Below are 25194 nucleotides of genomic sequence, written 5' to 3' on the forward strand. Positions count from 1 at the left end.
CGAAACTTACTCTATGTGCGACTTACAGAGGTATTGAATGAAACGTGCAGTGATTACTGGCCTGGGCATTGTTTCCAGCATCGGTAATAACCAGCAGGAAGTCCTGGCATCTCTGCGTGAAGGACGCTCAGGGATCACTTTCTCTCAGGAGCTGAAGGATTCCGGCATGCGTAGCCACGTCTGGGGCAACGTAAAACTGGATACCACTGGCCTCATTGACCGCAAAGTTGTGCGCTTTATGAGCGACGCATCCATCTATGCATTCCTTTCTATGGAGCAGGCAATTGCAGATGCTGGCCTCTCCCCGGAAGCTTACCAGAATAACCCGCGCGTTGGCCTGATTGCAGGTTCCGGCGGCGGCTCCCCGCGTTTTCAGGTGTTCGGCGCTGACGCAATGCGCGGCCCGCGCGGCCTGAAAGCGGTTGGCCCGTATGTGGTCACCAAAGCGATGGCATCTGGCGTTTCTGCCTGCCTCGCCACGCCGTTTAAAATTCACGGCGTTAACTACTCCATCAGCTCCGCATGTGCAACTTCCGCACACTGTATCGGTAACGCAGTAGAGCAGATCCAACTGGGCAAACAAGATATCGTGTTTGCTGGCGGCGGCGAAGAGCTGTGCTGGGAAATGGCCTGCGAATTCGACGCAATGGGCGCGCTGTCTACCAAATACAACGATACCCCGGAAAAAGCCTCCCGTACTTATGACGCTAACCGTGACGGTTTCGTTATCGCTGGTGGCGGCGGTATGGTTGTGGTTGAAGAACTGGAACACGCGCTGGCACGTGGTGCGCATATCTACGCTGAAATCGTTGGCTACGGCGCAACGTCTGATGGCGCCGACATGGTTGCTCCGTCTGGCGAAGGTGCAGTTCGCTGCATGAAGATGGCGATGCACGGTGTTAATACCCCAATTGACTACCTGAACTCTCACGGTACTTCGACTCCGGTTGGCGACGTGAAAGAGCTGGCGGCTATCCGTGAAGTGTTCGGCGATAAGAGCCCGGCGATTTCTGCAACCAAAGCGATGACCGGTCACTCTCTGGGCGCTGCGGGTGTACAGGAAGCTATCTACTCTCTGCTGATGCTGGAACACGGCTTTATTGCTCCGAGCATCAACATTGAAGAGCTGGACGAGCAGGCTGCGGGTCTGAACATCGTGACCGAAACGACCGATCGCGAACTGACCACCGTGATGTCTAACAGCTTCGGCTTTGGCGGCACCAACGCCACGCTGGTAATGCGCAAACTGAAAGATTAATTTGGAGTAGATCGGATAAGACGCGCCAGCCTCGCATCCGACGATACGCACCAATACCGCATCCGGCACTAACGTAAAAGGGAACCTGATGGTTCCCTTTTCACATCATTGACAATCGCCGTCTGTTCCAGGCAAACTTCCCGTTTTGTCGATATCCTGCTAGAAAGACGTACGCGTTAAATCCTGCCAACGCACCGTAACCCTGAAAACCAGAGAGATGAGACGGGGAGACACCTCGCCTTGCGCTGCATTCTGGAGTAATGCATGACTGCTGTAAGCCAAACAGAAACACGATCTTCTGCCAATTTTTCGCTCTTCCGCATCGCTTTTGCGGTTTTTCTAACCTACATGACCGTAGGGCTGCCGTTGCCGGTTATCCCGCTGTTTGTTCATCATGAACTGGGCTATGGCAATACCATGGTCGGGATTGCCGTCGGTATTCAGTTTCTGGCTACAGTGCTGACGCGTGGCTACGCCGGGCGGCTGGCCGATCAATATGGCGCAAAACGTTCAGCTCTCCAGGGCATGTTCGCCTGTGGTCTGGCTGGCGGCGCGCTGATGCTGGCGGCGCTATTGCCTGTCTCCGCACCGATTAAATTTGCCCTGCTGGTCGTCGGGCGTTTGATTCTTGGTTTTGGCGAAAGTCAGTTGCTTACGGGGGCTTTGACCTGGGGATTGGGCATTGTCGGGCCGAAACACTCCGGCAAAGTGATGTCGTGGAACGGGATGGCGATTTATGGCGCACTGGCGGTGGGCGCACCGCTTGGCTTGTTGATTCATAGCCATTACGGTTTTGCCGCACTGGCGCTTACCACAATGGCATTGCCTTTACTGGCGTGGGCTTGTAACGGCACAGTACGCAAAGTACCGGCAATGGCGGGAGAACGTCCGTCGCTGTGGAGCGTTGTCGGGCTTATCTGGAAACCGGGTCTTGGTCTGGCGCTTCAGGGCGTTGGCTTTGCGGTTATCGGGACCTTTGTTTCGCTCTACTTTGCCAGCAAAGGATGTGCGATGGCTGGTTTTACGCTCACCGCATTTGGCGGCGCATTTGTCGTGATGCGCGTGATGTTTGGCTGGATGCCAGACCGTTTTGGCGGCGTGAAAGTGGCGCTTGTCTCTTTGCTGGTCGAAACGGTCGGTTTGTTGCTGCTCTGGCAAGCGCCTGGCGCGTGGGTGGCATTAGCCGGTGCGGCACTAACCGGGGCAGGGTGTTCACTTATCTTCCCGGCGCTCGGTGTGGAAGTCGTTAAGCGCGTTCCGTCTCAGGTTCGCGGTACTGCGCTCGGCGGTTATGCGGCGTTTCAGGATATCGCCCTCGGTGTTTCCGGGCCGCTGGCTGGTGTCCTGGCGACCACATTTGGCTATTCGTCGGTATTCCTTGCCGGGGCGATATCGGCGGTGCTGGGGATTGTCGTGACGATACTGTCATTTCGTCGTGGTTAACTCAATAACCAGATTAATATCACTATGATGGCGGTCAACAATATCCACAGGCTGGGGCGCATTGCCAATTCTTGCATCGTGTTAATGAATGGCGTAAAGGGATTGAGCAACGGTTGAATATCTCGCGGTTCAGTCCCATTCACCCGCCGCTGATAAAGCTGGTTGAGGATATCCTCGGCCTGTGCGGAAGTCAGGGCTGATTGCGCAGAAAGGCCATATTTTTGCTCAACATAGGTCGATAATACCGTCAGTTCGCCGGCATCCAGTGGCTGTTTTAGCGCCATCTGAAGTGATTCCAGCGTCGGTGTATTTTGCTGACTTAACACCTGACGTGCCTGCAACCAGGTAACCAGGTGGGTAAACATTTTTGCCGGGATCAACTCACCATTTTTTACCCCAGAAAGTTCCAGCATTGATTGCCAAATCTGTTTGCTGGGTTCTCCCGTTGCCGCCGCGAGTTTAGTGACCAGTTGCTTGAGTGTATTGTGTTCTGCCGGTAACAAAGGACGGTCGGTCGCCGGGCGCTGTTGCGGCTGCGGGATAACCATCTTCCCTTCCTTTAACAGAGTCAGGACGGTTTTTAATTGCTCCGGTGAGAGTTGATTCAGCGGCGTCTGACCAAAGTTATGGCGGATGTAATCTGTAACCGCCTGACGATTATTCCCCAACCGTAAATACTCGCTCAATTGAGCCAAAAGCTGGCGGACAGAATGGCTTTCTTGCGCGGCCAGTAAACGTTGTGCAAGGTTATGTTCTGCGGCGGGGAAGTTGCGTGAAAGTAACGGTGAATCACCCGGCAGACCGATATCGTGCTTTATACTGGCCCACAATTCCGCGCTCTGTTGTTGCGTCAGAGAAGTCACTTTGGTCATCAAACTTTCCAGCACTGTACGTTGCAAGCTGGATAAAGGCTGATTGCCTGCGCCAGACGACAGTTTATCCCCCTGACTCGGTGGTTGCCCAGGAGGGGCGGAAATAGGTTGTATCATTACGTATCCTTCTACCTGAAATCATCGCAAGTATGCCTGGCCGCGAGATTATGGCACACTTGTCCGGTTAACTCTCGTTCTCATACAGGTACCACAAACGTGAAAATCCTTGTTGATGAAAATATGCCTTATGCCCGCGAATTATTTAGTCGTCTGGGGGAGGTGAAAGCGGTTCCGGGGCGTCCAATTCCAGTTGCTGAACTGGATGATGCAGATGCTTTGATGGTGCGGTCGGTCACGAAAGTGAATGAATCTTTGCTGGCAGGAAAACCAGTAAAATTTATTGGCACCGCGACTGCAGGGACGGACCATGTCGATGAAACGTGGTTAAAGCAGGCGGGAATTGGTTTTTCTGCTGCACCTGGCTGCAATGCGATTGCGGTAGTGGAATATGTTTTCTCGTCACTGCTGATGCTTGCCGAACGCGATGGATTTTCACTGCACGAGCGTACCGTGGGGATCGTGGGCGTCGGCAACGTAGGGCGACGGTTACAGGCACGACTGGAAGCGTGGGGGATTAAAACCTTACTTTGCGATCCACCACGCGCCGATCGTGGGGATGAAGGCGATTTCCGTCCTCTTGATGAACTAGTCGCGCAAGCAGACATTCTGACTTTCCATACGCCACTGTTTAAAGACGGTCCGTACAAAACGCGGCATCTGGCGGATGAAAAACTGATTCGCAGTCTGAAGCCGGGGGCGATTCTGATTAACGCCTGCCGTGGCGCAGTCGTTGATAATACCGCACTACTGACCTGTCTGAATGAAGGCCAGAAGTTAAGCGTGGTGCTGGATGTCTGGGAGGGCGAGCCAGAGCTCAACGTCGAACTGCTGCAAAAAGTGGATATCGGCACGCCGCATATCGCGGGCTATACCCTCGAAGGTAAAGCGCGTGGCACGACGCAAGTGTTTGAAGCCTATAGCAAGTTTATTGGGCATGAACAACACGTTGCGCTGGATACGTTACTGCCCGCGCCAGAGTTCGGTCGCATTACGCTGCATGGTCCACTCGATCAACCGACGCTGAAAAGGCTGGTGCATTTGGTGTATGATGTGCGCCGCGATGACGCACCGCTGCGTAAAGTCGCCGGAATTCCGGGTGAGTTCGATAAACTGCGCAAAAATTACCTTGAGCGCCGCGAATGGTCGTCTCTGTATGTGATTTGTGATGACGCCAGTGTGGCATCATTACTGTGTAAACTGGGTTTTAACGCCGTTCATCATCCGGCTCGTTAATCTCTTCTTCATGCTCTCTGCTGTAACATAGGCAGGGAGCTTTGCATTTTCTGGAGTAAACCACCATGTCTGAAGGCTGGAACATTGCCGTCCTGGGCGCAACTGGCGCTGTGGGCGAAGCCCTGCTTGAAACGCTGGCTGAACGTCAGTTCCCGGTTGGGGAAATTTATGCACTGGCACGTAACGAAAGCGCAGGCGAGCATCTGCGTTTTGGTGGTAAGACAATCACCGTGCAGGATGCCGCCGAATTTGACTGGACGCAGGCGCAACTGGCGTTTTTCGTCGCAGGCAAAGAAGCGACCGCTGCCTGGGTTGAAGAAGCAACCAACTCAGGCTGCCTGGTTATCGACAGCAGCGGATTGTTCGCTCTCGAACCAGACGTACCGCTGGTGGTGCCGGAAGTAAACCCGTTTGTACTGGCTGATTACCGTAATCGTAATGTCATCGCCGTACCGGACAGCCTGACCAGCCAGCTGTTGGCTTCTCTGAAACCGTTAATCGATCAGGGCGGGTTGTCGCGTATTAGCGTTACCAGCCTGATTTCAGCCTCCGCACAGGGCAAAAAAGCGGTCGATGCGTTAGCGGGGCAGAGTGCGAAATTGCTCAACGGCATTCCGATTGACGAAGAAGATTTCTTCGGGCGTCAGCTCGCGTTCAACATGCTGCCGTTACTGCCGGACAGGGAAGGTTCTGTACGTGAAGAACGCCGTATCGTCGATGAAGTGCGCAAAATCATGCAGGACGAAGGGCTGATGATTTCGGCAAGCGTCGTCCAGGCACCGGTATTTTATGGCCATGCTCAGATGGTCAACTTTGAAGCACTGCGTCCGCTGGCGGCGGAAGAGGCGCGTGATGCGTTTGCTCAAAGCGAAGATATTGAGCTTTCTGAAGAGAATGAATTTCCAACGCAGGTGGGCGATGCTTCCGGGTCGCCGCATCTTTCTGTGGGCTGCGTGCGCAATGATTACGGTATGCCGGAGCAAATCCAGTTCTGGTCGGTGGCCGATAACGTCCGTTTTGGTGGCGCACTGATGGCAGTGAAAATCGCCGAGAAACTGGTGCAGGAGTACCTGTACTAATGTCCGACCAGCAACAACCGCCAGTTTATAAAATTGCGCTGGGCATTGAGTACGACGGCAGTAAGTATTACGGCTGGCAACGACAGAACGAAGTTCGCAGCGTGCAGGAGAAGCTGGAAAAGGCGCTCTCCCAGGTGGCGAACGAACCAATTACCGTCTTCTGCGCCGGGCGTACTGACGCAGGCGTACATGGCACCGGGCAGGTAGTGCATTTCGAAACCACCGCGCAGCGCAAAGACGCTGCGTGGACATTAGGCGTAAATGCGAATTTGCCTGGTGACATCGCTGTGCGTTGGGTTAAAGCTGTACCTGATGATTTTCATGCCCGATTTAGCGCCACGGCTCGCCGTTATCGCTACATCATCTACAATCATCGGTTGCGTCCGGCGGTGCTGAGTAAAGGTGTGACCCACTTTTACGAACCGCTGGATGCCGAACGGATGCATCGTGCTGCGCAATGCTTGTTGGGCGAGAATGATTTCACCTCATTTCGCGCTGTGCAGTGCCAGTCCCGAACGCCGTGGCGCAACGTTATGCATATTAACGTCACGCGACATGGTCCTTATGTGGTGGTGGATATCAAAGCGAATGCCTTTGTACATCATATGGTGAGGAATATTGTCGGTAGCCTGATGGAAGTAGGCGCCCACAACCAGCCAGAGAGTTGGATAGCAGAGTTGTTAGCGGCAAAGGACAGAACGCTGGCGGCAGCAACGGCGAAAGCGGAAGGGCTATATCTGGTTGCGGTAGATTACCCTGACCGATTTGATCTTCCAAAACCGCCAATGGGCCCGCTATTTCTGGCGGACTAATGAGAATAATGCTCTAAAAATTTCAGGCTGAAGCCAACGTAGCTACAGCCTGAGAAATGAAGAGTACAAGGCGTAGGCAATTATGGACCTGATTTATTTCCTCATCGATTTTATTTTGCACATTGATGTGCATCTGGCGGAGCTGGTCGCGGAGTATGGCGTCTGGGTTTATGCCATTCTGTTTTTGATTCTGTTTTGTGAAACCGGGCTTGTGGTAACACCATTTTTACCAGGTGACTCCCTGCTGTTTGTCGCTGGCGCGTTGGCATCTCTGGAGACTAACGATCTCAACGTCCATATGATGGTAGTACTGATGTTGATTGCTGCAATTGTGGGTGATGCGGTCAACTACACTATTGGGCGACTGTTCGGTGAGAAGTTATTCAGTAACCCCAATTCGAAAATTTTCCGTCGTAGTTATCTCGACAAAACGCACCAGTTTTATGAGAAACATGGCGGCAAAACCATTATTCTCGCTCGTTTTGTGCCTATCGTCAGAACGTTCGCCCCGTTTGTTGCGGGTATGGGCCACATGTCGTACCGTCACTTCGCCGCTTATAACGTGATCGGCGCACTGTTATGGGTACTGCTTTTTACCTATGCAGGTTATTTCTTCGGTACAATCCCGATGGTTCAGGATAACCTTAAGCTGCTGATCGTCGGTATTATTGTGGTTTCCATTTTGCCGGGCGTCATCGAAATTATCCGTCACAAACGCGCTGCGGCACGCGCCGCAAATAAAAAGTAACTCCGCGGTTCGACCACTTTTTTATCCAAAGTTTCGGGCTGTTATGTTTTAATGTGCAACATTCATGGTCTGTTGGGGGCAAAAATGGCATTATGCGTCCCCAAAGATAAAACTGGCATCGAACCAGGTTCAGACAGAAAGGTCCCTAATGAGCTGGATTGAACGAATTAAAAGCAACATTACTCCCACCCGCAAGGCGAGCATTCCTGAAGGTGTGTGGACTAAGTGTGATAGCTGCGGTCAGGTTTTATACCGCGCTGAACTGGAACGTAATCTTGAGGTCTGTCCGAAGTGTGACCATCACATGCGTATGTCGGCGCGTAATCGCCTGCATAGCTTGTTAGATGAAGGCAGCCTTGTGGAGCTGGGTAGCGAGCTTGAGCCGAAAGATGTGCTGAAGTTCCGTGACTCCAAGAAGTATAAAGACCGTCTGGCCTCTGCGCAGAAAGAAACCGGCGAAAAAGACGCGCTGGTGGTGATGAAAGGCACCCTGTACGGTATGCCGGTTGTCGCTGCAGCATTCGAATTTGCCTTTATGGGCGGATCAATGGGCTCAGTGGTTGGCGCTCGTTTCGTGCGTGCCGTTGAGCAGGCGCTGGAAGATAACTGCCCGCTGATCTGCTTCTCCGCCTCTGGTGGCGCACGTATGCAGGAAGCGCTGATGTCGCTGATGCAGATGGCAAAAACCTCTGCGGCACTGGCGAAAATGCAGGAGCGCGGGTTACCGTACATTTCCGTGCTGACCGACCCGACCATGGGCGGTGTTTCTGCAAGCTTCGCGATGCTGGGCGATCTCAATATTGCTGAACCAAAAGCGTTAATCGGCTTTGCCGGTCCGCGCGTTATCGAACAGACCGTTCGCGAAAAACTGCCGCCAGGATTCCAGCGCAGTGAATTCCTGATCGAGAAAGGCGCCATTGATATGATCGTCCGTCGTCCGGAAATGCGCCTGAAACTGGCTAGCATTCTGGCGAAGCTGATGAATCTGCCTGCGCCTAATCCTGATGCGCCGCGTGAAGGCGAAGTGGTGCCACCGGTGCCGGATCAGGAACCAGAGGCCTGATAACTGATAAGGGCAGGGCCACTGGCTCTGCCCTTTTGCTATTTATTCTCCCCGTAAAGAATCAGCGGATACCATGATTATCAAACGCACTCCTCAAGCCGCGTCGCCTCTGGCTTCGTGGCTTTCTTATCTGGAAAACCTGCACAGTAAAACTATCGATCTCGGCCTTGAGCGCGTCAGCCAGGTTGCGGCGCATCTTGGCGTCCTTAAACCTGCACCGTTTGTGTTTACCGTTGCGGGAACTAATGGCAAAGGCACGACCTGCCGTACGCTGGAGTCGATTCTGATGGCGGCAGGGTACAAGGTGGGTGTGTACAGTTCGCCGCATCTGGTGCGTTATACCGAGCGCGTTCGTATACAGGGCAAAGAGCTGGCAGAGTCGGCCCATACAGCCTCTTTTGCCGAGATTGAGGCCGAGCGCGGCGATATTTCTCTGACTTATTTTGAATACGGTACGTTGTCGGCATTATGGTTGTTCAAACAGGCGCAACTCGATGTGGTGATTCTGGAAGTAGGTCTGGGCGGTCGTCTGGATGCTACTAACATTGTCGATGCTGATGTTGCCGTGGTGACCAGTATCGCGCTGGATCATACCGACTGGCTGGGGCCAGATCGTGAAAGCATTGGTCGTGAAAAAGCGGGGATCTTCCGCAACGAAAAACCGGCAATCGTCGGTGAGCCAGAAATGCCTTACACCATTGCCGATGTAGCACAGGAGAAAGGCGCACTGTTGCAACGTTGTGGCGTTGAGTGGAATTATTCCGTCACTGACCATGACTGGTCATTTACCGATGCTCACGGCACGCTGACGGGGTTACCGTTGCCACTTGTCCCGCAACCGAATGCCGCAACAGCACTGGCGGCACTGCGAGCCAGCGGTCTGGAAGTCAGTGAAAAGGCAATTCGTGACGGTATTGCCAGCGCAATTTTGCCTGGACGTTTCCAGATTGTGAGCGAGTCCCCACGCGTCATTTTTGATGTTGCCCATAATCCTCATGCGGCGGAATATCTTACCGGACGCATGAAAGCGTTACCGAAAAACGGGCGCGTGCTGGCGGTTATCGGTATGCTACATGATAAAGATATTGCCGGAACGCTGGCCTGGTTGAAAAGCGTGGTTGATGACTGGTATTGTGCGCCACTGGAAGGGCCGCGCGGTGCCACGGCAGCACAACTGCTTGAGCATCTGGGGAACGGCAAACCATTCGATAGTGTTGCGCAGGCATGGGATGCCGCAATGGCGGACGCTAAACCGGAAGATACCGTGCTGGTGTGTGGTTCGTTCCATACGGTCGCACATGTCATGGAAGTGATTGACGCGAGGAGAAGCGGTGGCGAGTAAGTTTCAGAATCGGTTAGTTGGCACTATTGTGCTGGTAGCTCTGGGAGTTATTGTGCTTCCAGGGTTGCTTGATGGGCAGAAAAAACATTATCAGGATGAGTTTGCAGCGATCCCGCTGGTGCCGAAAGCGGGCGATCGTGACGAGCCTGATATGATGCCAGCCGCCACTCAGGCGTTGCCGACACAGCCGCCAGAAGGCGCGGCAGAAGAGGTGCGGGCAGGTGATGCCGCAGCGCCTTCGCTCGACCCGGCAACCATTGCGGCCAATAATACCGTGTTTGAACCGGAGCCTGTACCGGTCGCTCCACCGAAACCGAAACCGGTGGATCCGCCTAAGCCGAAGGTTGAAGTGCCGCCCCCGCCGAAGCCAGAAGCGAAGCCGGTTGTTGAAGAAAAAGCAGCGCCGACGGGTAAAGCATACGTTGTGCAACTGGGCGCGCTGAAAAATGCCGATAAAGTGAATGAGATTGTCGGTAAGCTGCGTGGCGCGGGATATCGGGTTTATACTTCGCCGTCGACGCCAGTGCAGGGTAAAATCACCCGTATTCTCGTGGGACCAGATGCCTCGAAAGATAAGCTGAAAGGATCGCTTGGCGAACTGAAGCAGATCTCTGGTTTGAGCGGCGTGGTTATGGGCTACACGCCAAATTAATACGGTTTTGCCTGATGCGACGCTGGCGCGTCTTATCAGACCTGGGCAGGGGTAGACCCGTAGGTCGGATAAGGTGTTCACGCCGCATCCGACAGCCGTTGCCTGATGCGACACTAACGCGTCTTATCAGGCTTGTGCAGGAGCAAAACCGTAGGTCGGATAAGGCGTTCACGCGGCATCCGACAATGATTGCCCGATGCCGCAAAGACATAAAAAGTCGATGGCGTTGAATGTTTTTTCAGCGCCATTTTTATTGATGCGCGGGAAGGAAATCCCTACGCAAACGTTTTCTTTTTCTGTTAGAATGCGCCCCGAACAGGATGACAGGGCGTAAAATCGTGGGACACATATGGTCTGGATTGATTACGCCATAATCGCGGTGATTGCTTTTTCTTCTCTGGTTAGCCTGATCCGCGGCTTTGTTCGTGAAACGTTATCACTGGTGACATGGGGTTGTGCTTTCTTTGTCGCCAGTCATTACTACACTTACCTGTCAGCCTGGTTTACGGGCTTTGAAGACGAACTGGTTCGAAATGGGATTGCCATCGCGGTACTGTTTATCGCAACCCTGATCGTTGGCGCAATCGTCAACTTCGTGATAGGTCAGTTGGTTGAGAAAACCCATCTGACAGGCACCGATCGGGTGCTGGGCGTCTGTTTCGGTGCGTTGCGCGGTGTGTTGATTGTTGCCGCCATACTCTTCTTTCTCGACTCCTTTACCGGAGTGTCGAAAAGCGAAGACTGGAGCAAATCACAGCTGATCCCGCAGTTCAGTTTTATCATCAGATGGTTTTTTGATTATCTGCAAAGCTCGTCAAGTTTCTTGCCCAGGGCGTAAGTGCTCTGAGATGTGGCTTAACGAGGAAAAAGACGTATGTGCGGTATTGTCGGTATCGCCGGTGTTATGCCGGTTAACCAGTCGATTTATGATGCCTTAACGGTGCTTCAGCATCGCGGTCAGGATGCCGCCGGCATCATCACCATAGATGCCAATAACTGCTTTCGTTTGCGTAAAGCGAACGGGCTGGTGAGCGATGTATTTGAAGCTCGCCATATGCAGCGTTTGCAGGGCAATATGGGCATTGGTCATGTGCGTTACCCTACGGCTGGCAGCTCCAGTGCCTCTGAAGCGCAGCCGTTTTACGTTAACTCTCCGTATGGTATTACGCTTGCCCACAACGGCAATCTGACCAACGCTCACGAGTTGCGTAAAAAACTGTTTGAAGAAAAACGCCGCCACATCAACACCACTTCCGACTCGGAAATTCTGCTTAATATCTTCGCCAGCGAGCTGGACAACTTCCGCCACTACCCGCTGGAAGCCGACAACATTTTCGCCGCCATTGCCGCCACGAACCGCCAAATTCGCGGCGCGTATGCCTGCGTAGCGATGATTATCGGCCACGGTATGGTCGCCTTCCGCGATCCTAACGGGATTCGTCCGCTGGTGTTGGGGAAACGTGATATCGACGAGAATCGCACGGAATATATGGTCGCTTCCGAAAGCGTTGCGCTCGATACGCTGGGCTTTGAGTTCCTGCGTGACGTCGCCCCAGGCGAAGCGATTTACATCACTGAAGAAGGGCAGTTGTTTACCCGTCAGTGTGCAGACAATCCGGTCAGCAATCCGTGCTTATTTGAGTATGTTTACTTTGCCCGTCCGGACTCATTCATCGACAAAATTTCCGTTTACAGCGCCCGCGTTAATATGGGCACGAAACTGGGTGAGAAAATTGCCCGTGAATGGGAAGATCTGGATATCGACGTGGTTATTCCGATCCCGGAAACTTCCTGCGATATCGCGTTGGAAATCGCCCGAATTTTGGGCAAACCGTACCGTCAGGGCTTTGTTAAAAACCGCTATGTTGGTCGTACCTTCATCATGCCGGGTCAGCAACTGCGTCGTAAATCTGTGCGCCGTAAACTGAACGCTAACCGCGCTGAGTTCCGCGATAAAAACGTCCTGCTGGTTGATGACTCCATCGTGCGCGGCACCACCTCTGAACAAATTATCGAGATGGCACGCGAAGCCGGAGCGAAGAAAGTATATCTCGCCTCTGCGGCACCGGAGATTCGCTTCCCGAACGTTTATGGTATTGATATGCCAAGCGCCACGGAACTGATCGCCCACGGTCGTGAAGTGGATGAAATTCGTCAGATCATCGGTGCCGACGGTTTGATTTTCCAGGATCTCAACGATCTGATCGAAGCTGTTCGCGCTGAAAATCCGGATATCCAGCAGTTCGAATGCTCAGTGTTTAACGGCGTTTACGTTACTAAAGATGTTGATCAGGGCTATCTCGATTTCCTCGATACCTTACGTAATGACGACGCCAAAGCATTGCAACGTCTGAATGAAGTGGAAAACCTGGAAATGCATAACGAAGGATGACGCCTTCGCTCAGGGTGCCAGTCTGGCACCCTGACTTGCAACTCCCGCCGAAATCCTGCAAAGTCTGCCAGCAAGTCTGACAGGGCAACTCTCTATGAAACGACTCATTGTAGGCATCAGTGGTGCCAGCGGCGCGATTTATGGCGTGCGCTTATTACAGGTTCTGCGCGATGTTGCAGATATCGAAACGCATCTGGTGATGAGCCAGGCGGCGCGCCAGACCTTATCTCTCGAAACGGATTTTACCCTGCGCGAAGTGCAGGCGTTAGCTGATGTAACTCATGATGCGCGCGATATTGCCGCCAGCATCTCTTCTGGTTCTTTCCAGACGCTGGGGATGGTGATTTTACCCTGTTCAATCAAAACCCTTTCCGGCATTGTCCATAGCTATACCGATGGCCTGTTGACTCGTGCGGCAGATGTGGTGCTGAAAGAGCGTCGACCGCTGGTGCTCTGCGTGCGTGAAACACCGTTGCATTTAGGCCACCTGCGTTTAATGACTCAGGCGGCAGAAATTGGTGCGGTGATTATGCCTCCTGTTCCGGCGTTTTATCATCGCCCACAATCCCTTGATGATGTGATAAATCAGACGGTTAACCGTGTTCTTGACCAGTTTGCAATAACCCTTCCCGAAGATCTCTTTGCCCGCTGGCAGGGCGCATAACACCGCTGTTGCCCTGTTTCAGGGCAATTTTGCAACCGCGATCAAATCCTCGACATTTTGTTCCTTCCATTGAATCGAAACGCTGCGATTCAACCGCCATACCTGCTATCTTCAATTTCAGGACAATAATGCAACGTCTTATTAACATATTTTACGTTGAATGTTGCTGCTGTCGGCAAGATGGCATAAGACCTGCATGAATGAGCCTGCAAACACACAACACAATACACAACATAAAAAAGCCATTTCACTTGAGGGTTATGTATGAAGAAGTCGATTCTCGCTCTGTCTTTGTTAGTCGGTATTTCCGCCGCGGCTTCCAGCTATGCTGCGCTGCCGGAGACGGTACGTATCGGAACCGATACCACCTATGCGCCGTTCTCATCGAAAGATGCCAAAGGTGACTTTGTTGGCTTTGATATCGATCTCGGTAACGAGATGTGCAAACGGATGCAGGTGAAATGTACCTGGGTTGCCAGTGATTTTGACGCGCTGATCCCCTCACTGAAAGCGAAAAAAATCGACGCGATTATTTCGTCGCTCTCCATTACCGATAAACGTCAGCAGGAGATTGCTTTCTCCGACAAGCTGTACGCCGCGGATTCCCGTCTGATTGCCGCTAAAGGTTCGCCGATTCAGCCAACGCTGGATTCACTGAAAGGTAAACATGTAGGAGTGCTGCAAGGCTCCACTCAGGAAGCCTACGCTAACGATACCTGGCGCAGTAAAGGTATTGATGTTGTGGCCTATGCCAACCAGGATTTAGTTTATTCCGATCTTGCTGCGGGGCGTCTGGATGCCGCGTTACAAGATGAAGTCGCTGCCAGTGAAGGATTCCTTAAGCAACCTGCCGGTAAAGAGTTCGCCTTTGCAGGCCCATCAGTGAAAGACAAAAAATACTTTGGTGACGGCACCGGTGTTGGGTTGCGTAAAGATGATGCCGAACTGACAGCCGCCTTTGACAAAGCGCTTGGCGAGCTGCGCCAGGATGGTACTTACGACAAGATGGCGAAAAAGTACTTCGATTTTAATGTCTACGGTGACTGATACGTCGCAGGGAGGCTGCACCTGATAGCGTCATTATCATGGTGCGCTCCAGGTTTGTTGCACTATCGCGGTGCATTGAAATGCATACTTAAGCAATTTTAATGAAAAATAATACGGCTAACTGGCCTGGATATTTTGCCTTGTTGGTCAATTTTATGGCACGATAAGTGTAACAAACCTGTAAACATTCCCTATTAAAAGACTGTCAGTTGAGGACATTATGAAAAAACTGGTGCTATCGCTCTCTCTGGTTCTGGCCTTCTCCAGCGCGACTGCTGCTTTTGCTGCTATTCCGCAAAATATTCGCATCGGTACTGACCCAACTTATGCACCGTTTGAATCAAAAAATTCACAAGGTGAATTGGTTGGCTTTGATATCGATCTGGCAAAGGAATTATGCAAACGCATCAATACGCAATGTACATTTGTCGAAAATCCGCTGGATGCGTTAATTCCGTCATTAAAAGCGAAGAAGATTGACGCCATCATGTCATCGCTTTCTATCACCGAAAAACGTCAGCAGGAAATAGCCTTCACCGACAAATTGTACGCCGCCGATTCTCGTCTGGTTGTGGCGAAAAACGCCGACATCCAACCGACAGTAGAATCGCTGAAAGGCAAGCGGGTAGGCGTATTGCAGGGGACTACTCAGGAGACGTTCGGTAACGAGCACTGGGCGCCAAAAGGCATTGAAATCGTCTCTTATCAGGGGCAGGACAACATTTATTCTGACCTGACCGCCGGGCGTATTGATGCTGCGTTCCAGGACGAAGTTGCCGCCAGCGAAGGTTTCCTCAAACAGCCAGTCGGTAAAGATTACAAATTCGGTGGTCCATCTGTTAAAGATGAAAAACTGTTCGGTGTAGGCACCGGCATGGGCCTGCGTAAAGAAGATAACGAACTGCGCGAGGCACTGAACAAAGCCTTTGCCGAAATGCGCGCCGACGGTACTTACGAGAAATTAGCGAAAAAGTACTTCGATTTTGATGTTTATGGTGGTTAATCACCATCGGTGAAAGAAAGCCCGCTCCCTTTGGGCAACCGGAGGGAGACAAGAGGCGGGAAATTCACCACACACGACAGGACAGGCAGCATGTTGTATGGGTTTTCAGGTGTTATTTTACAGGGTGCGCTCGTCACGCTGGAGCTGGCTATCAGTTCTGTAGTGCTCGCTGTAATCATCGGTTTAATTGGCGCTGGCGGTAAGCTTTCGCAAAATCGGCTCTCGGGGCTGATTTTCGAAGGATATACCACGCTGATTCGCGGCGTGCCGGATTTAGTGTTGATGCTGCTGATATTTTATGGTTTGCAGATTGCGCTAAATACGGTGACGGAGGCGATGGGCGTCGGGCAGATTGATATTGATCCGATGGTTGCCGGTATTATCACCCTGGGGTTTATTTACGGTGCTTACTTCACCGAAACGTTCCGTGGCGCGTTTATGGCGGTGCCGAAAGGGCAAATAGAGGCGGCGACGGCGTTCGGTTTTACTCGTGGGCAAGTGTTTCGGCGGATTATGTTTCCGGCGATGATGCGTTACGCCCTGCCAGGCATTGGCAACAACTGGCAGGTGATCCTCAAATCTACCGCCCTGGTTTCGTTACTCGGCCTGGAAGATGTGGTCAAAGCCACGCAGCTGGCAGGCAAAAGTACCTGGGAACCGTTCTATTTCGCCATCGTCTGTGGCGTGATTTACCTGGTTTTTACCACCGTTTCCAATGGTGTGCTGCTGTTCCTTGAGCGCCGCTACTCCGTGGGTGTGAAGAGGGCTGACCTGTGATCGAAATCTTACATGAATACTGGAAACCGCTGCTGTGGACTGACGGTTATCGCTTTACCGGTGTGGCAATCACCCTCTGGCTGCTGATTTTGTCGGTAGTCATGGGCGGCATTCTGGCGCTGTTTCTGGCAATTGGTCGCGTCTCCAGCAATAAATACATCCAGTTTCCCATTTGGCTGTTTACCTATATTTTTCGCGGTACGCCGCTGTATGTGCAGTTGCTGGTGTTCTATTCCGGCATGTACACGCTGGAGATTGTTAAAGGGACCGAGTTCCTTAACGCTTTCTTCCGCAGTGGCCTGAACTGTACCGTGCTGGCGCTGACGCTCAACACCTGCGCTTACACCACCGAGATTTTTGCCGGAGCGATCCGCTCGGTGCCGCACGGGGAAATCGAAGCTGCCAGAGCCTATGGTTTCTCGACCTTTAAAATGTATCGCTGCATTATTTTGCCGTCGGCGCTGCGTATTGCTTTACCGGCCTACAGCAACGAAGTGATCCTGATGTTGCACTCTACCGCGCTGGCGTTTACGGCCACGGTACCGGATCTGCTGAAAATTGCCCGCGATATCAACGCCGCGACTTATCAACCTTTTACCGCCTTCGGCATTGCTGCGGTACTCTATTTAATGATCTCTTATGTCCTGATCAGCCTCTTTCGCAGGGCAGAAAAACGCTGGTTGCAGCATGTGAAACCTTCTTCAACGCACTGAGAATACGATGTCCGAGAATAAATTAAACGTTATCGATTTGCACAAACGCTACGGCGAACATGAAGTGCTGAAAGGGGTGTCACTGCAAGCGAACGCCGGGGATGTGATCAGCATCATCGGATCGTCGGGATCGGGGAAAAGTACCTTTCTGCGCTGTATTAACTTCCTCGAAAAACCGAGTGAAGGATCGATCGTGGTTAACGGCCAGACCATCAATCTGGTGCGGGATAAAGACGGCCAACTCAAAGTCGCCGATAAAAATCAGCTGCGCTTACTGCGCACGCGCCTGACCATGGTGTTCCAGCACTTCAATCTCTGGAGCCATATGACGGTACTGGAAAACGTCATGGAAGCGCCCATTCAGGTGCTGGGCCTGAGCAAGCTGGAAGCACGCGAGCGGGCGGTGAAATATCTAGCGAAAGTTGGCATAGACGAACGCGCGCAGGGGAAATACCCGGTGCATCTTTCCGGTGGTCAACAACAGCGTGTTTCCATTGCACGGGCGCTGGCGATGGAACCGGAAGTTCTGCTGTTTGATGAACCTACATCGGCCCTTGACCCAGAGCTGGTGGGCGAAGTGCTGCGCATTATGCAGCAGCTGGCGGAAGAGGGGAAAACGATGGTGGTGGTGACTCACGAAATGGAATTTGCTCGCCATGTCTCTACACATGTTATTTTCCTCCATCAGGGGAAAATTGAAGAAGAGGGCGCGCCAGAACAATTATTTGGCAACCCGCAAAGTCCTCGTTTGCAACAGTTCCTTAAGGGGTCGCTGAAATAATTATCTCTCCGGTGGCTAATGCTGCCGGAGTATTTTCAAGGCTAATTTGCGAGTTAGCTTCCGTTGAGATGTATATATTGCAGTCTACTTAAAATAGTTCTGAATTCGCTGTCCAATTATAAAAACTGCCTGCTGCATTGTTTATAAAGGGTGGTTATTGTCTCGTCATCTTAAATTTGAGGGGTGACGGAACGCCATGACCATATCGACAACTTCCACACCGCATGATGCGGTATTTAAATCCTTTTTATGTCATCCGGACACTGCGCGGGATTTTATTGATATTCACCTCCCCGCGCCGCTACGTAAACTGTGTGATTTAACGACGCTAAAACTGGAACCCAACAGTTTTATTGATGAAAACCTGCGACAATATTACTCCGACATCTTGTGGTCAGTGAAAACTGAGGATGGGATGGGGTATATTTATGTCGTCATTGAACACCAAAGTAAGGCGGAAGAACTAATGGCTTTTCGCATGATGCGCTATTCCATCGCGGCGATGCAAAACCATCTTGATGCAGGCTATAAAGAACTGCCTTTGGTGATCCCAATGCTGTTTTATCACGGTTGCAGGAGTCCTTATCCTTATTCTCTCTGCTGGTTAGATGAATTTGCGGAGCCTGCTATAGCCCGCAAAATTTATTCATCGGCTTTTCCGCTGGTGGATATTACCGTAGTGCCGGATGACGAGATTATGCAACACCGTAAAATGGCATTGCTGGAGTTAATTCAGAAACATATTCGCCAGCGCGATCTGTTGGGATTAGTAGAGCAAATTGTTTCCCTATTAGTTACAGGGAACACTAATGACAGACAGCTAAAAGCCCTGTTTAATTACGTATTACAAACGGGGGATGCCCTGCGTTTTCGTGATTTTATTGGTGAGATAGCGGAACGTGCACCACAAGAAAAGGAGAAACTGATGACCATTGCTGACAGATTACGTGAAGAAGGGCGGAATGATGGATTAATTCTGGGAAAACGCGAAGAAGCTCTGCGAATTGCTCAGGAGATGCTGGAGAGGGGGGTAGACAGAGAGTTAGTTCTGATGGTGACCCGACTTTCGCCAGACGATCTTATCGCGAAAAGCCACTAATCCTGTAAAACCGGAGGCTATCTGGTGGATGTTTGCGGTTAAACGCATCAGCGAACAACATCTGCCAGCGCCTCGTCTAAATCGTACCAGCGAAACGCAAAACCCGCTTCTTCAAGCCGTTTTGGTAACGCACGTTGTCCGCCTAATACCAGAACTGAAGATTCGCCCATTAACAGCCGAATGGCGGTCGCGGGGACGCGCATAATCGCCGGGCGATGCAGTGCATGGCCGAGCGCATGGGAAAATTGTTCATTGCGTACTGGGTAGGGGGCAACCATATTAAATGGCCCGCGCAGATCGTTATCCAGCAGCCAGAGAATCCCGTTGACCATATCATCGATATGAATCCAGGCCAGATACTGCCGACCAGAACCAATCGGGCCACCCAGGCCAAGACGAAACGGCGGCAGCATTTTGCCGAGAATACCGCCATCTGGTGCCAGTACCACACCGGTACGCAGCAGGCACACTCGTGTTCTGTCACTTTGCGCCCGACAGGCAATTTCTTCCCAACGAGCGCAGAGTTTATGGGTAAATTCGTTATGTGGAGGCTCTTCTTCGGTAACCACCACTTCACCTAAATCACCGTAATATCCCGTCGCTGAACCTGAAATAAGGACCGACGGCGGCGTGTCGCTGGCGTTAATTAAATCCACCAGTTTTTGCGTAATATTCCAGCGACTTTGGCACAGTCGGTCTTTTTGCTCGCGAGTCCAGCGTTTGTCGGCAATCGGTTCGCCAGCCAGGTTGATTACCGCATCAACGCCGTTAAGGTTGCTTTGATTGGCAAGCCCTTGCCATAGTGTCACTTGGGGGCCGAGGATTGAACTGGCTTTCTGCGGGGTACGCGTCACTACGGTGACCTGATGGCCCAACTCCAGCAAACGCGGGATTAAATGGCGACCAATTAATCCTGTCCCTCCGGTGATCACTATATTCATGCAGCCTCCCGATATGGCGGTTAACGCTGCCAGCTCAAGGTCATTGATACTGAATCGGCATAGCGCAGCGCGTGCAGTTTATCGATCTCCACTTCAGCATAGGTTACCCAGTGATGTTCACGTGCGATATCGAGCACATCCTGAGTTAATTTTTCCAGCAAAGAGAAACGGTTATTCTCTACGTGTTGAATGATGTTTTTGGTGATGGTGCGATAGTTCAGCGCGTCATTAATATCTTCACTGGTACGCGCTTTATCGGCGGGGTAGTGGATCGTGACATTGATAACGATGTCCTGACGGTTGTTAATCTCTTCGTCCTTAATTCCGATAAATGTACGTAAACGAAGGTTCTTTATACGAATAATAGCGGCAGGTTGTGACATTGCAGGTTCCCTGTTGTTTTACTTAGACTGGAATAATACACGAGAACCTTTCTCAGTTAACTATCTGAGATCTCATCATTCAAATGGGCCTTTAATAGTGATTGCCCGGTGGCAGGGCGCGAACGGATCCGCTCATGCCAGTTCTTCGCTGCCGGGTACATAGCAAGGTCAATCCGCTGGCGAGCATATGCATTTACCCACGGCCAACAGGCAATATCCGCAATGCTGTAATCTTCGCCGCCAAGCCAGGGGGAGTTTTCCAGTCGCTTGTTCAGTACATGGTACAGACGCTGAGATTCAACCTGATAGCGTTCAATAGCGTAAGGAATGGTTTGGGGGGCTGCGTGATTAAAATGATGATTTTGCCCAAGCATCGGCCCCAGGCCGCCAACCTGCCAGAATAACCACTGTAAGGTGGTGGCGCGCTCACGCGGGTCGTGACTTAAAAATAGTCCCGTTTTCTCCGCCAGATACAACAAAATTGCACCTGACTCAAAGAGGCTTAACGGTTCGCCGCCATCAGTCGGTGAATGATCAACAATTGCCGGAATTTTATTGTTCGGCGAAATACGCAAAAACTCCGGGCGAAACTGACAGCCTTTCCCCAGGTCAACCTTGATTAAACGATAATCCAGGCCAGCCTCTTCGAGAAACAGCGTAATTTTGTGGCCATTTGGGGTAGGGGCGTAATAGAGATCGATCATTGCGGCTCCGGTTGTCTAATAATCTGAACATCTCAAGTATAGAAACCCCGGAGACTTGCGTGAGTTTTCATCAAGTAACAGTGGCAAAAAGGCTCTATAGTTTGAGAGCAAGCCCCTTTATCGCCGAGGATATAATGAGTAAACCCGCTATCACGCTTTGGTCAGATGCCCATTTTTTCTCCCCCTACGTGTTATCCGCCTGGGTGGCGTTGCAGGAGAAAGGACTACCTTTTCATATAAAGACTATCGACCTTGGCAGCGGTGAACATTTACAGCCGACGTGGCAAGGTTACGGGCAGACACGCCGCGTGCCTTTGTTACAGATTGATGATTTTGAGTTGAGCGAATCCTCTGCCATAGCGGAATATCTGGAAGACCGTTTTGCGCCGCCAACCTGGGAACGCATTTATCCATTGGATCTGCAAAATCGGGCGCGTGCCCGGCAGATTCAGGCATGGCTGAGAAGCGACCTGATGCCTCTGCGTGAAGAGCGTTCGACGGATGTCGTTTTTGCTGGTGCAAAAAAAGCACCGCTAACGGCGGAGGGAAAAGCCAGCGCGGAGAAACTGTTCGCTATGACAGAACATTTATTGATCCATAACCAGCCTAATTTGTTTGGCGAGTGGTGCATTGCTGATACTGATTTAGCGCTAATGATTAATCGTCTGGTGCTGCACGGCGATGATGTGCCGGAGCGTCTGGTGGATTATGCGGCATTCCAGTGGCAGCGGGCTTCAGTTCAGCGCTTTATTGCACTTTCAGCAAAGCAATCTGGCTGATAGCGGTGACAGAATCCAGTATCATAGCTAACGTTTTTTCGACGAGGAGTGAGTGATGAAACTGATGTTTGCATCGGACATTCATGGGTCGTTACCGGCGACGGAACGTGTACTGGAGTTGTTTGCCCAAAGCGGCGCTCAGTGGCTGGTGATTCTTGGCGACGTGCTGAATCACGGCCCACGCAATGCTTTACCGGAGGGCTATGCGCCGGCAAAGGTGGCAGAACGGTTGAATGAAGTGGCGCATAAAGTTATCGCTGTACGTGGTAACTGCGACAGTGAAGTGGACCAAATGCTGCTGCATTTCCCAATGACCGCGCCATGGCAACAGGTGTTGCTGGAAAAACAGCGCCTGTTTCTGACACATGGTCATCTGTTTGGCCCGGATAATCTGCCGGCGTTAAACCAGAACGACGTGCTGGTGTATGGTCATACCCATCTGCCGGTGGCGGAGCAGCGGGGGGAGATTTTCCACTTCAACCCCGGTTCGGTTAGCATTCCGAAAGGCGGCAATCTGGCGAGCTACGGCATGCTCGAAGATGACGTACTAAGCGTAATCGCACTCAATGATCAAAGTATCATTGCGCAGGTCGCGATTAATCCGTAATTTACCCAACAACTCAAAATGCGCCGTAAGAGCGCCAGAAAAAGAAGGTTTCCTGATAATGGAACAGCGTCGTTTGGCAAGTACTGAATGGGTGGATATTGTCAATGAAGATAACGAAGTCATTGCACAAGCCAGCCGGGAACAAATGCGGGCACAGTGTCTGCGTCATCGTGCAACTTACATCGTCGTGCATGATGGTATGGGCAAAATTCTGGTCCAGCGTCGTACCGAGACAAAAGACTTTTTACCCGGCATGTTAGATGCGACCGCAGGTGGTGTGGTCCAGGCCGATGAGCAACTGCTGGAATCCGCACGTCGCGAAGCGGAAGAAGAGTTGGGCATTGCCGGTGTCCCCTTTGCCGAGCACGGGCAGTTCTATTTCGAAGACAAAAATTGCCGTGTCTGGGGCGCGTTGTTCAGCTGTGTTTCTCACGGTCCCTTCGCCCTTCAGGAAGATGAAGTCAGTGAGGTTTGCTGGCTGACGCCTGAAGAAATCACCGCTCGTTGCGATGAGTTCACACCAGACTCGCTGAAAGCCCTTGCACTGTGGATGAAGCGCAATGCCAGGAATGAAGTAGAAACTAAAGAAGATCCAGAAGAGGCTTAATAAGTTTCAGCAGCTTTCACGTAAACATAAACTAGGAGCGATGAGTATCTGATCGCTCCAGTTACCTTCTTTAATTCGTTCCAGCAAAGCCTTTCCTGCTTCCAGACCAATTTTCCTGTGAGGAACGGCCATTGTTGTTAATGGCGGTTGGCAAACTTTGCTAACGTCACTGTTACCAAATCCCACTACGGCGAGATCGTCTGGCACTTTGATGCGTCTTCGTTGACATTCATACAGGACACCGCAAGCCAACTCATCTGACACACATACCAGGGCATCCAGTTCCGGCCATGCGAGTAAAAATTCCGGCAATTGTGATGCTCCGGTGGAAAAGACCGGTGGCAGAGCAGCATTAATAACACGGTTGGGAGACATATGATGGCGTAACATGGCTTTATACCATCCCTGTAAATGCTGCTGAAAGATCCATTGTTCCTGGTTGGCGCATAGCAAACCGATATTTTGATAACCACGTTGTACCAGCATATCCGTCAGTTCGAACATTGCTGCGACATTATCAATACCAATGTTCATATCAATCGGATCGGTACGAATGGCACCGATTTCCATAACGGGAATCGAGGCATTTTTGAGCCAGTTACGCACGGTATTATTATGCTCAACACTGAGCAAAATTGCTGCGGCGATATTCGAAGCCAGCAGGGTTTCCAGCAGTTTTTCTTCTTGTTCCAGACGATGGCGTGACTCGGCCAGGATTATCTGATATCCCGCTGGTTGTAGCACATGTTGCAGTCCGGCAAACATTTCCGTGCATCCCGCTTCAGCCAGGTTTGGTACGACCATTGCAATCGTGTGTGACGATGCCGATGCCAGCGCACTTGCAGTGAGGTTGGGCATGTACCCTAATTCATTAACTGCGGCTTCAATCTTCTCCCGCAGTTTATCGGAAACTTGTTCGGGAGTGCGTAACGCTCTGGATACTGTCATTGTGCCAACTCCCGCGAGTTGCGCGACATCGGCGATAGTGACTTTACCTGTACTACGACGTTTTCGGGTTATTGCCATACAAAATCCTGCTCAGCGACTACATATGGAGATCTTTTTTTACTTAACATCAACGGCTTCCTGTTGGTAGCAGAGTATACCTCTTAATTTCTGATAGAAGTTTGGATTTCATCAGTGAAATCCGTTTTGATAGCGCTATCACAAATATGAATGATACATACTGATAGCGCTATCTTTGTGAGATTGATCTCAGATATACCGCCGTTGCTTGCTTAAAGTCTGCTCATTGACACGGAAAATGAGGAGGACAAGTGCTTAATACCTGGCTTTCTGATTCAACAATCGCATTACGAAAGAATGTCGCAACCTGGCAGCAGGCATTAGATATTTGTGCCAGACCGTTACTGGAGGCGGAGATAATTACCACGGATTATCTCAGTGCGATAAAAACACAACATGAAAAACTGGGGCCTTATTATGTCCTGGCCCCTGGGCTGGCCATGCCGCATGCCAGACCAGAAGAAGGAGCAAAAGGATTAGGGTTATCATTATTAAAACTTGAAGAAGGTGTCAGTTTTAATGCAGAGGAATTTGATCCTGTAGATATCATCATTTTACTTGCCGCACCAGACAAACACAGTCATATCGAAATGATATCTGCACTAGCTGAGTTGTTCTCCAGTGAGGAGGATTTACAGGAATTGCATCAGGCTCGCAACCTGGAGGAAATAAAAACGATAATTTCACGATTCTAGTTACATTCCAAATTCAGTCTTGTCACAACATTACGCCGTTGCGTGATGAGAACTTCTACAACTTAACATGGTGAATATAATGAAAATTATGGCTATTTGTGGTTCAGGGCTTGGTAGTAGTTTTATGGTCGAAATGAATATTAAAAAAGTTCTGAAAAAAATGGAGATAGAAGCGGAAGTGGAACATTCCGATCTCTCATCAGCAACGCCTGGGGCTGCCGATTTATTTGTGATGGCTAAAGATATTGCCGCCAGTGCCAGCGTACCGGAAAGTCAGTTGGTGGTTATCAACAACATCATTGATATTAATGAACTCGAAACGCAACTGCGTAACTGGTTCGCAAAACAATAACT

General features: G+C 51.2%; 28 protein-coding genes. 23 read left to right on the forward strand and 5 right to left on the reverse strand.

The annotated features are described in order from the left end of the window. The first annotated feature begins 37 nt into the window (after positions 1 to 37). Both fabB and A9180_RS04365 read left to right on the forward strand, forming a co-directional pair. Positions 38 to 1258 (forward strand): beta-ketoacyl-ACP synthase I, encoded by a 1221-nt coding sequence (fabB, locus tag A9180_RS04360; RefSeq protein WP_064526506.1) that lies wholly within the window; start codon positions 38 to 40, stop codon positions 1256 to 1258. 264 nt (positions 1259 to 1522) lie between these two features. Further along, positions 1523 to 2701, forward strand: a complete 1179-nt coding sequence (locus A9180_RS04365; protein ID WP_064526509.1) for an MFS transporter — start codon at positions 1523 to 1525, stop codon at positions 2699 to 2701. On the opposite strand, the gene flk is transcribed toward A9180_RS04365, so the two are convergent. Further along, positions 2698 to 3690: a flagella biosynthesis regulator Flk gene (gene flk, locus A9180_RS04370; protein WP_064526512.1), complete on the reverse strand. Its 993-nt coding sequence runs from the start codon at positions 3688 to 3690 to the stop codon at positions 2698 to 2700. The genes A9180_RS04365 and flk overlap by 4 nt on opposite strands. 99 nt (positions 3691 to 3789) lie before the next feature. On the opposite strand from flk, the gene pdxB reads away from it, so the two are divergent. From pdxB to A9180_RS04450, 16 genes are all read left to right on the forward strand, one after another. Beyond that, positions 3790 to 4926 (forward strand): 4-phosphoerythronate dehydrogenase PdxB, encoded by a 1137-nt coding sequence (pdxB, locus tag A9180_RS04375; RefSeq protein WP_064526514.1) that lies wholly within the window; start codon positions 3790 to 3792, stop codon positions 4924 to 4926. A gap of 65 nt (positions 4927 to 4991) precedes the next feature. After that, positions 4992 to 6005 carry an aspartate-semialdehyde dehydrogenase gene (locus tag A9180_RS04380; RefSeq protein WP_064526517.1) on the forward strand — a complete coding sequence of 338 codons (1014 nt, stop codon included), beginning with the start codon at positions 4992 to 4994 and terminating at the stop codon, positions 6003 to 6005. Further along, positions 6005 to 6817: a tRNA pseudouridine(38-40) synthase TruA gene (truA, locus tag A9180_RS04385; protein ID WP_001283589.1), complete on the forward strand. Its 813-nt coding sequence runs from the start codon at positions 6005 to 6007 to the stop codon at positions 6815 to 6817. The genes A9180_RS04380 and truA overlap by 1 nt, the downstream gene beginning before the upstream one ends. An 82-nt stretch (positions 6818 to 6899) precedes the next feature. After that, positions 6900 to 7565, forward strand: coding sequence for a DedA family protein (locus A9180_RS04390; protein ID WP_064526520.1), 666 nt, complete (start codon positions 6900 to 6902; stop codon positions 7563 to 7565). 148 nt (positions 7566 to 7713) lie between these two features. Then, entirely contained in the window at positions 7714 to 8628 is a 915-nt protein-coding gene (gene accD, locus A9180_RS04395; RefSeq protein WP_064526523.1) for an acetyl-CoA carboxylase, carboxyltransferase subunit beta, read from the forward strand. Positions 8629 to 8701: 73 nt separating this feature from the next. Continuing rightward, a complete protein-coding gene (gene folC / locus A9180_RS04400) occupies positions 8702 to 9970 on the forward strand; it encodes a bifunctional tetrahydrofolate synthase/dihydrofolate synthase (protein WP_064526525.1) in 1269 nt (422 codons plus the stop codon). Continuing rightward, the gene (dedD, locus tag A9180_RS04405; RefSeq protein ID WP_064526528.1) at positions 9960 to 10622 is read left to right on the forward strand and encodes a cell division protein DedD; all 663 of its coding nucleotides are present in this window, start codon (positions 9960 to 9962) and stop codon (positions 10620 to 10622) included. Before folC ends, dedD begins: the two co-directional genes overlap by 11 nt. A gap of 349 nt (positions 10623 to 10971) precedes the next feature. Continuing rightward, on the forward strand, positions 10972 to 11460 hold the full coding sequence (gene cvpA / locus A9180_RS04410; RefSeq protein WP_064526531.1) for a colicin V production protein: 489 nt from the start codon (positions 10972 to 10974) through the stop codon (positions 11458 to 11460). 36 nt (positions 11461 to 11496) lie between these two features. Continuing rightward, positions 11497 to 13014, forward strand: a complete 1518-nt coding sequence (purF, locus tag A9180_RS04415; protein ID WP_064526534.1) for an amidophosphoribosyltransferase — start codon at positions 11497 to 11499, stop codon at positions 13012 to 13014. A 94-nt stretch (positions 13015 to 13108) separates the two neighbouring features. Continuing rightward, a complete protein-coding gene (gene ubiX, locus A9180_RS04420) occupies positions 13109 to 13678 on the forward strand; it encodes a flavin prenyltransferase UbiX (protein ID WP_064526537.1) in 570 nt (189 codons plus the stop codon). Positions 13679 to 13942: 264 nt separating this feature from the next. Next, the gene (gene argT, locus A9180_RS04425; RefSeq protein ID WP_064526540.1) at positions 13943 to 14725 is read left to right on the forward strand and encodes a lysine/arginine/ornithine ABC transporter substrate-binding protein ArgT; all 783 of its coding nucleotides are present in this window, start codon (positions 13943 to 13945) and stop codon (positions 14723 to 14725) included. Between the two features lie 220 nt (positions 14726 to 14945). Next, on the forward strand, positions 14946 to 15728 hold the full coding sequence (hisJ, locus tag A9180_RS04430) for a histidine ABC transporter substrate-binding protein HisJ (protein WP_064526543.1): 783 nt from the start codon (positions 14946 to 14948) through the stop codon (positions 15726 to 15728). 90 nt (positions 15729 to 15818) lie between these two features. Further along, complete coding sequence (gene hisQ / locus A9180_RS04435; RefSeq protein WP_064526547.1) at positions 15819 to 16505, forward strand: histidine ABC transporter permease HisQ; 687 nt, start codon at positions 15819 to 15821, stop codon at positions 16503 to 16505. After that, entirely contained in the window at positions 16502 to 17218 is a 717-nt protein-coding gene (locus A9180_RS04440; RefSeq protein WP_064526550.1) for an ABC transporter permease, read from the forward strand. The genes hisQ and A9180_RS04440 overlap by 4 nt, the downstream gene beginning before the upstream one ends. A 7-nt stretch (positions 17219 to 17225) precedes the next feature. Further along, positions 17226 to 17999 (forward strand): histidine ABC transporter ATP-binding protein HisP, encoded by a 774-nt coding sequence (gene hisP / locus A9180_RS04445; RefSeq protein ID WP_064526553.1) that lies wholly within the window; start codon positions 17226 to 17228, stop codon positions 17997 to 17999. Between the two features lie 196 nt (positions 18000 to 18195). After that, on the forward strand, positions 18196 to 19098 hold the full coding sequence (locus A9180_RS04450; protein WP_064526557.1) for an Rpn family recombination-promoting nuclease/putative transposase: 903 nt from the start codon (positions 18196 to 18198) through the stop codon (positions 19096 to 19098). A gap of 47 nt (positions 19099 to 19145) precedes the next feature. On the opposite strand, the gene A9180_RS04455 is transcribed toward A9180_RS04450, so the two are convergent. The 3 genes from A9180_RS04455 to yfcG are packed head-to-tail and all read right to left on the reverse strand — an operon-like array spanning position 19146 to position 21126. Then, entirely contained in the window at positions 19146 to 20039 is an 894-nt protein-coding gene (locus A9180_RS04455; protein ID WP_064526559.1) for a TIGR01777 family oxidoreductase, read from the reverse strand. Positions 20040 to 20059: 20 nt separating this feature from the next. After that, on the reverse strand, positions 20060 to 20422 hold the full coding sequence (gene folX, locus A9180_RS04460) for a dihydroneopterin triphosphate 2'-epimerase (RefSeq protein WP_064526562.1): 363 nt from the start codon (positions 20420 to 20422) through the stop codon (positions 20060 to 20062). A gap of 56 nt (positions 20423 to 20478) precedes the next feature. Further along, a complete protein-coding gene (yfcG, locus tag A9180_RS04465; RefSeq protein ID WP_064526565.1) occupies positions 20479 to 21126 on the reverse strand; it encodes a GSH-dependent disulfide bond oxidoreductase in 648 nt (215 codons plus the stop codon). A gap of 134 nt (positions 21127 to 21260) precedes the next feature. Between yfcG and yfcF the strand changes: the two genes are divergently transcribed. The 3 genes from yfcF to yfcD are packed head-to-tail and all read left to right on the forward strand — an operon-like array spanning position 21261 to position 23119. After that, the gene (gene yfcF, locus A9180_RS04470; RefSeq protein ID WP_064526567.1) at positions 21261 to 21905 is read left to right on the forward strand and encodes a glutathione transferase; all 645 of its coding nucleotides are present in this window, start codon (positions 21261 to 21263) and stop codon (positions 21903 to 21905) included. Positions 21906 to 21960: 55 nt separating this feature from the next. Beyond that, the gene (yfcE, locus tag A9180_RS04475) at positions 21961 to 22512 is read left to right on the forward strand and encodes a phosphodiesterase (protein ID WP_064526570.1); all 552 of its coding nucleotides are present in this window, start codon (positions 21961 to 21963) and stop codon (positions 22510 to 22512) included. A gap of 58 nt (positions 22513 to 22570) precedes the next feature. Beyond that, complete coding sequence (yfcD, locus tag A9180_RS04480; protein WP_064526572.1) at positions 22571 to 23119, forward strand: NUDIX hydrolase YfcD; 549 nt, start codon at positions 22571 to 22573, stop codon at positions 23117 to 23119. Between the two features lie 6 nt (positions 23120 to 23125). On the opposite strand, the gene A9180_RS04485 is transcribed toward yfcD, so the two are convergent. After that, complete coding sequence (locus A9180_RS04485; protein ID WP_064526575.1) at positions 23126 to 24145, reverse strand: LacI family DNA-binding transcriptional regulator; 1020 nt, start codon at positions 24143 to 24145, stop codon at positions 23126 to 23128. Between the two features lie 251 nt (positions 24146 to 24396). Between A9180_RS04485 and A9180_RS04490 the strand changes: the two genes are divergently transcribed. Beyond that, positions 24397 to 24840, forward strand: a complete 444-nt coding sequence (locus A9180_RS04490; protein ID WP_064526578.1) for a PTS sugar transporter subunit IIA — start codon at positions 24397 to 24399, stop codon at positions 24838 to 24840. 79 nt (positions 24841 to 24919) lie between these two features. Continuing rightward, positions 24920 to 25192, forward strand: coding sequence for a PTS sugar transporter subunit IIB (locus A9180_RS04495; RefSeq protein WP_000699821.1), 273 nt, complete (start codon positions 24920 to 24922; stop codon positions 25190 to 25192). Positions 25193 to 25194: the final 2 nt, after the last annotated feature.

The organism is Escherichia sp. B1147 (assembly GCF_001660175.1).
Classification (GTDB): domain Bacteria; phylum Pseudomonadota; class Gammaproteobacteria; order Enterobacterales; family Enterobacteriaceae; genus Escherichia; species Escherichia whittamii.

What these genes read in the sequence shown, in the direction of transcription:
- hisQ (WP_064526547.1), top strand. Translation starts at nt 15,819, where the DNA reads ATGTTGTATGGGTTTTCAGGTGTTATTTTACAGGGTGCGCTCGTCACG.
- yfcF (WP_064526567.1), top strand. Translation starts at nt 21,261, where the DNA reads ATGAGTAAACCCGCTATCACGCTTTGGTCAGATGCCCATTTTTTCTCC.
- hisJ (WP_064526543.1), top strand. Translation starts at nt 14,946, where the DNA reads ATGAAAAAACTGGTGCTATCGCTCTCTCTGGTTCTGGCCTTCTCCAGC.
- folX (WP_064526562.1), bottom strand. Translation starts at nt 20,422, where the DNA reads ATGTCACAACCTGCCGCTATTATTCGTATAAAGAACCTTCGTTTACGT.
- argT (WP_064526540.1), top strand. Translation starts at nt 13,943, where the DNA reads ATGAAGAAGTCGATTCTCGCTCTGTCTTTGTTAGTCGGTATTTCCGCC.
- ubiX (WP_064526537.1), top strand. Translation starts at nt 13,109, where the DNA reads ATGAAACGACTCATTGTAGGCATCAGTGGTGCCAGCGGCGCGATTTAT.
- yfcE (WP_064526570.1), top strand. Translation starts at nt 21,961, where the DNA reads ATGAAACTGATGTTTGCATCGGACATTCATGGGTCGTTACCGGCGACG.
- A9180_RS04380 (WP_064526517.1), top strand. Translation starts at nt 4,992, where the DNA reads ATGTCTGAAGGCTGGAACATTGCCGTCCTGGGCGCAACTGGCGCTGTG.
- flk (WP_064526512.1), bottom strand. Translation starts at nt 3,690, where the DNA reads ATGATACAACCTATTTCCGCCCCTCCTGGGCAACCACCGAGTCAGGGG.
- cvpA (WP_064526531.1), top strand. Translation starts at nt 10,972, where the DNA reads ATGGTCTGGATTGATTACGCCATAATCGCGGTGATTGCTTTTTCTTCT.
- A9180_RS04450 (WP_064526557.1), top strand. Translation starts at nt 18,196, where the DNA reads ATGACCATATCGACAACTTCCACACCGCATGATGCGGTATTTAAATCC.
- A9180_RS04495 (WP_000699821.1), top strand. Translation starts at nt 24,920, where the DNA reads ATGAAAATTATGGCTATTTGTGGTTCAGGGCTTGGTAGTAGTTTTATG.
- truA (WP_001283589.1), top strand. Translation starts at nt 6,005, where the DNA reads ATGTCCGACCAGCAACAACCGCCAGTTTATAAAATTGCGCTGGGCATT.
- purF (WP_064526534.1), top strand. Translation starts at nt 11,497, where the DNA reads ATGTGCGGTATTGTCGGTATCGCCGGTGTTATGCCGGTTAACCAGTCG.
- A9180_RS04485 (WP_064526575.1), bottom strand. Translation starts at nt 24,145, where the DNA reads ATGGCAATAACCCGAAAACGTCGTAGTACAGGTAAAGTCACTATCGCC.
- accD (WP_064526523.1), top strand. Translation starts at nt 7,714, where the DNA reads ATGAGCTGGATTGAACGAATTAAAAGCAACATTACTCCCACCCGCAAG.
- yfcD (WP_064526572.1), top strand. Translation starts at nt 22,571, where the DNA reads ATGGAACAGCGTCGTTTGGCAAGTACTGAATGGGTGGATATTGTCAAT.
- A9180_RS04390 (WP_064526520.1), top strand. Translation starts at nt 6,900, where the DNA reads ATGGACCTGATTTATTTCCTCATCGATTTTATTTTGCACATTGATGTG.
- hisP (WP_064526553.1), top strand. Translation starts at nt 17,226, where the DNA reads ATGTCCGAGAATAAATTAAACGTTATCGATTTGCACAAACGCTACGGC.
- A9180_RS04365 (WP_064526509.1), top strand. Translation starts at nt 1,523, where the DNA reads ATGACTGCTGTAAGCCAAACAGAAACACGATCTTCTGCCAATTTTTCG.
- fabB (WP_064526506.1), top strand. Translation starts at nt 38, where the DNA reads ATGAAACGTGCAGTGATTACTGGCCTGGGCATTGTTTCCAGCATCGGT.
- yfcG (WP_064526565.1), bottom strand. Translation starts at nt 21,126, where the DNA reads ATGATCGATCTCTATTACGCCCCTACCCCAAATGGCCACAAAATTACG.
- folC (WP_064526525.1), top strand. Translation starts at nt 8,702, where the DNA reads ATGATTATCAAACGCACTCCTCAAGCCGCGTCGCCTCTGGCTTCGTGG.
- A9180_RS04455 (WP_064526559.1), bottom strand. Translation starts at nt 20,039, where the DNA reads ATGAATATAGTGATCACCGGAGGGACAGGATTAATTGGTCGCCATTTA.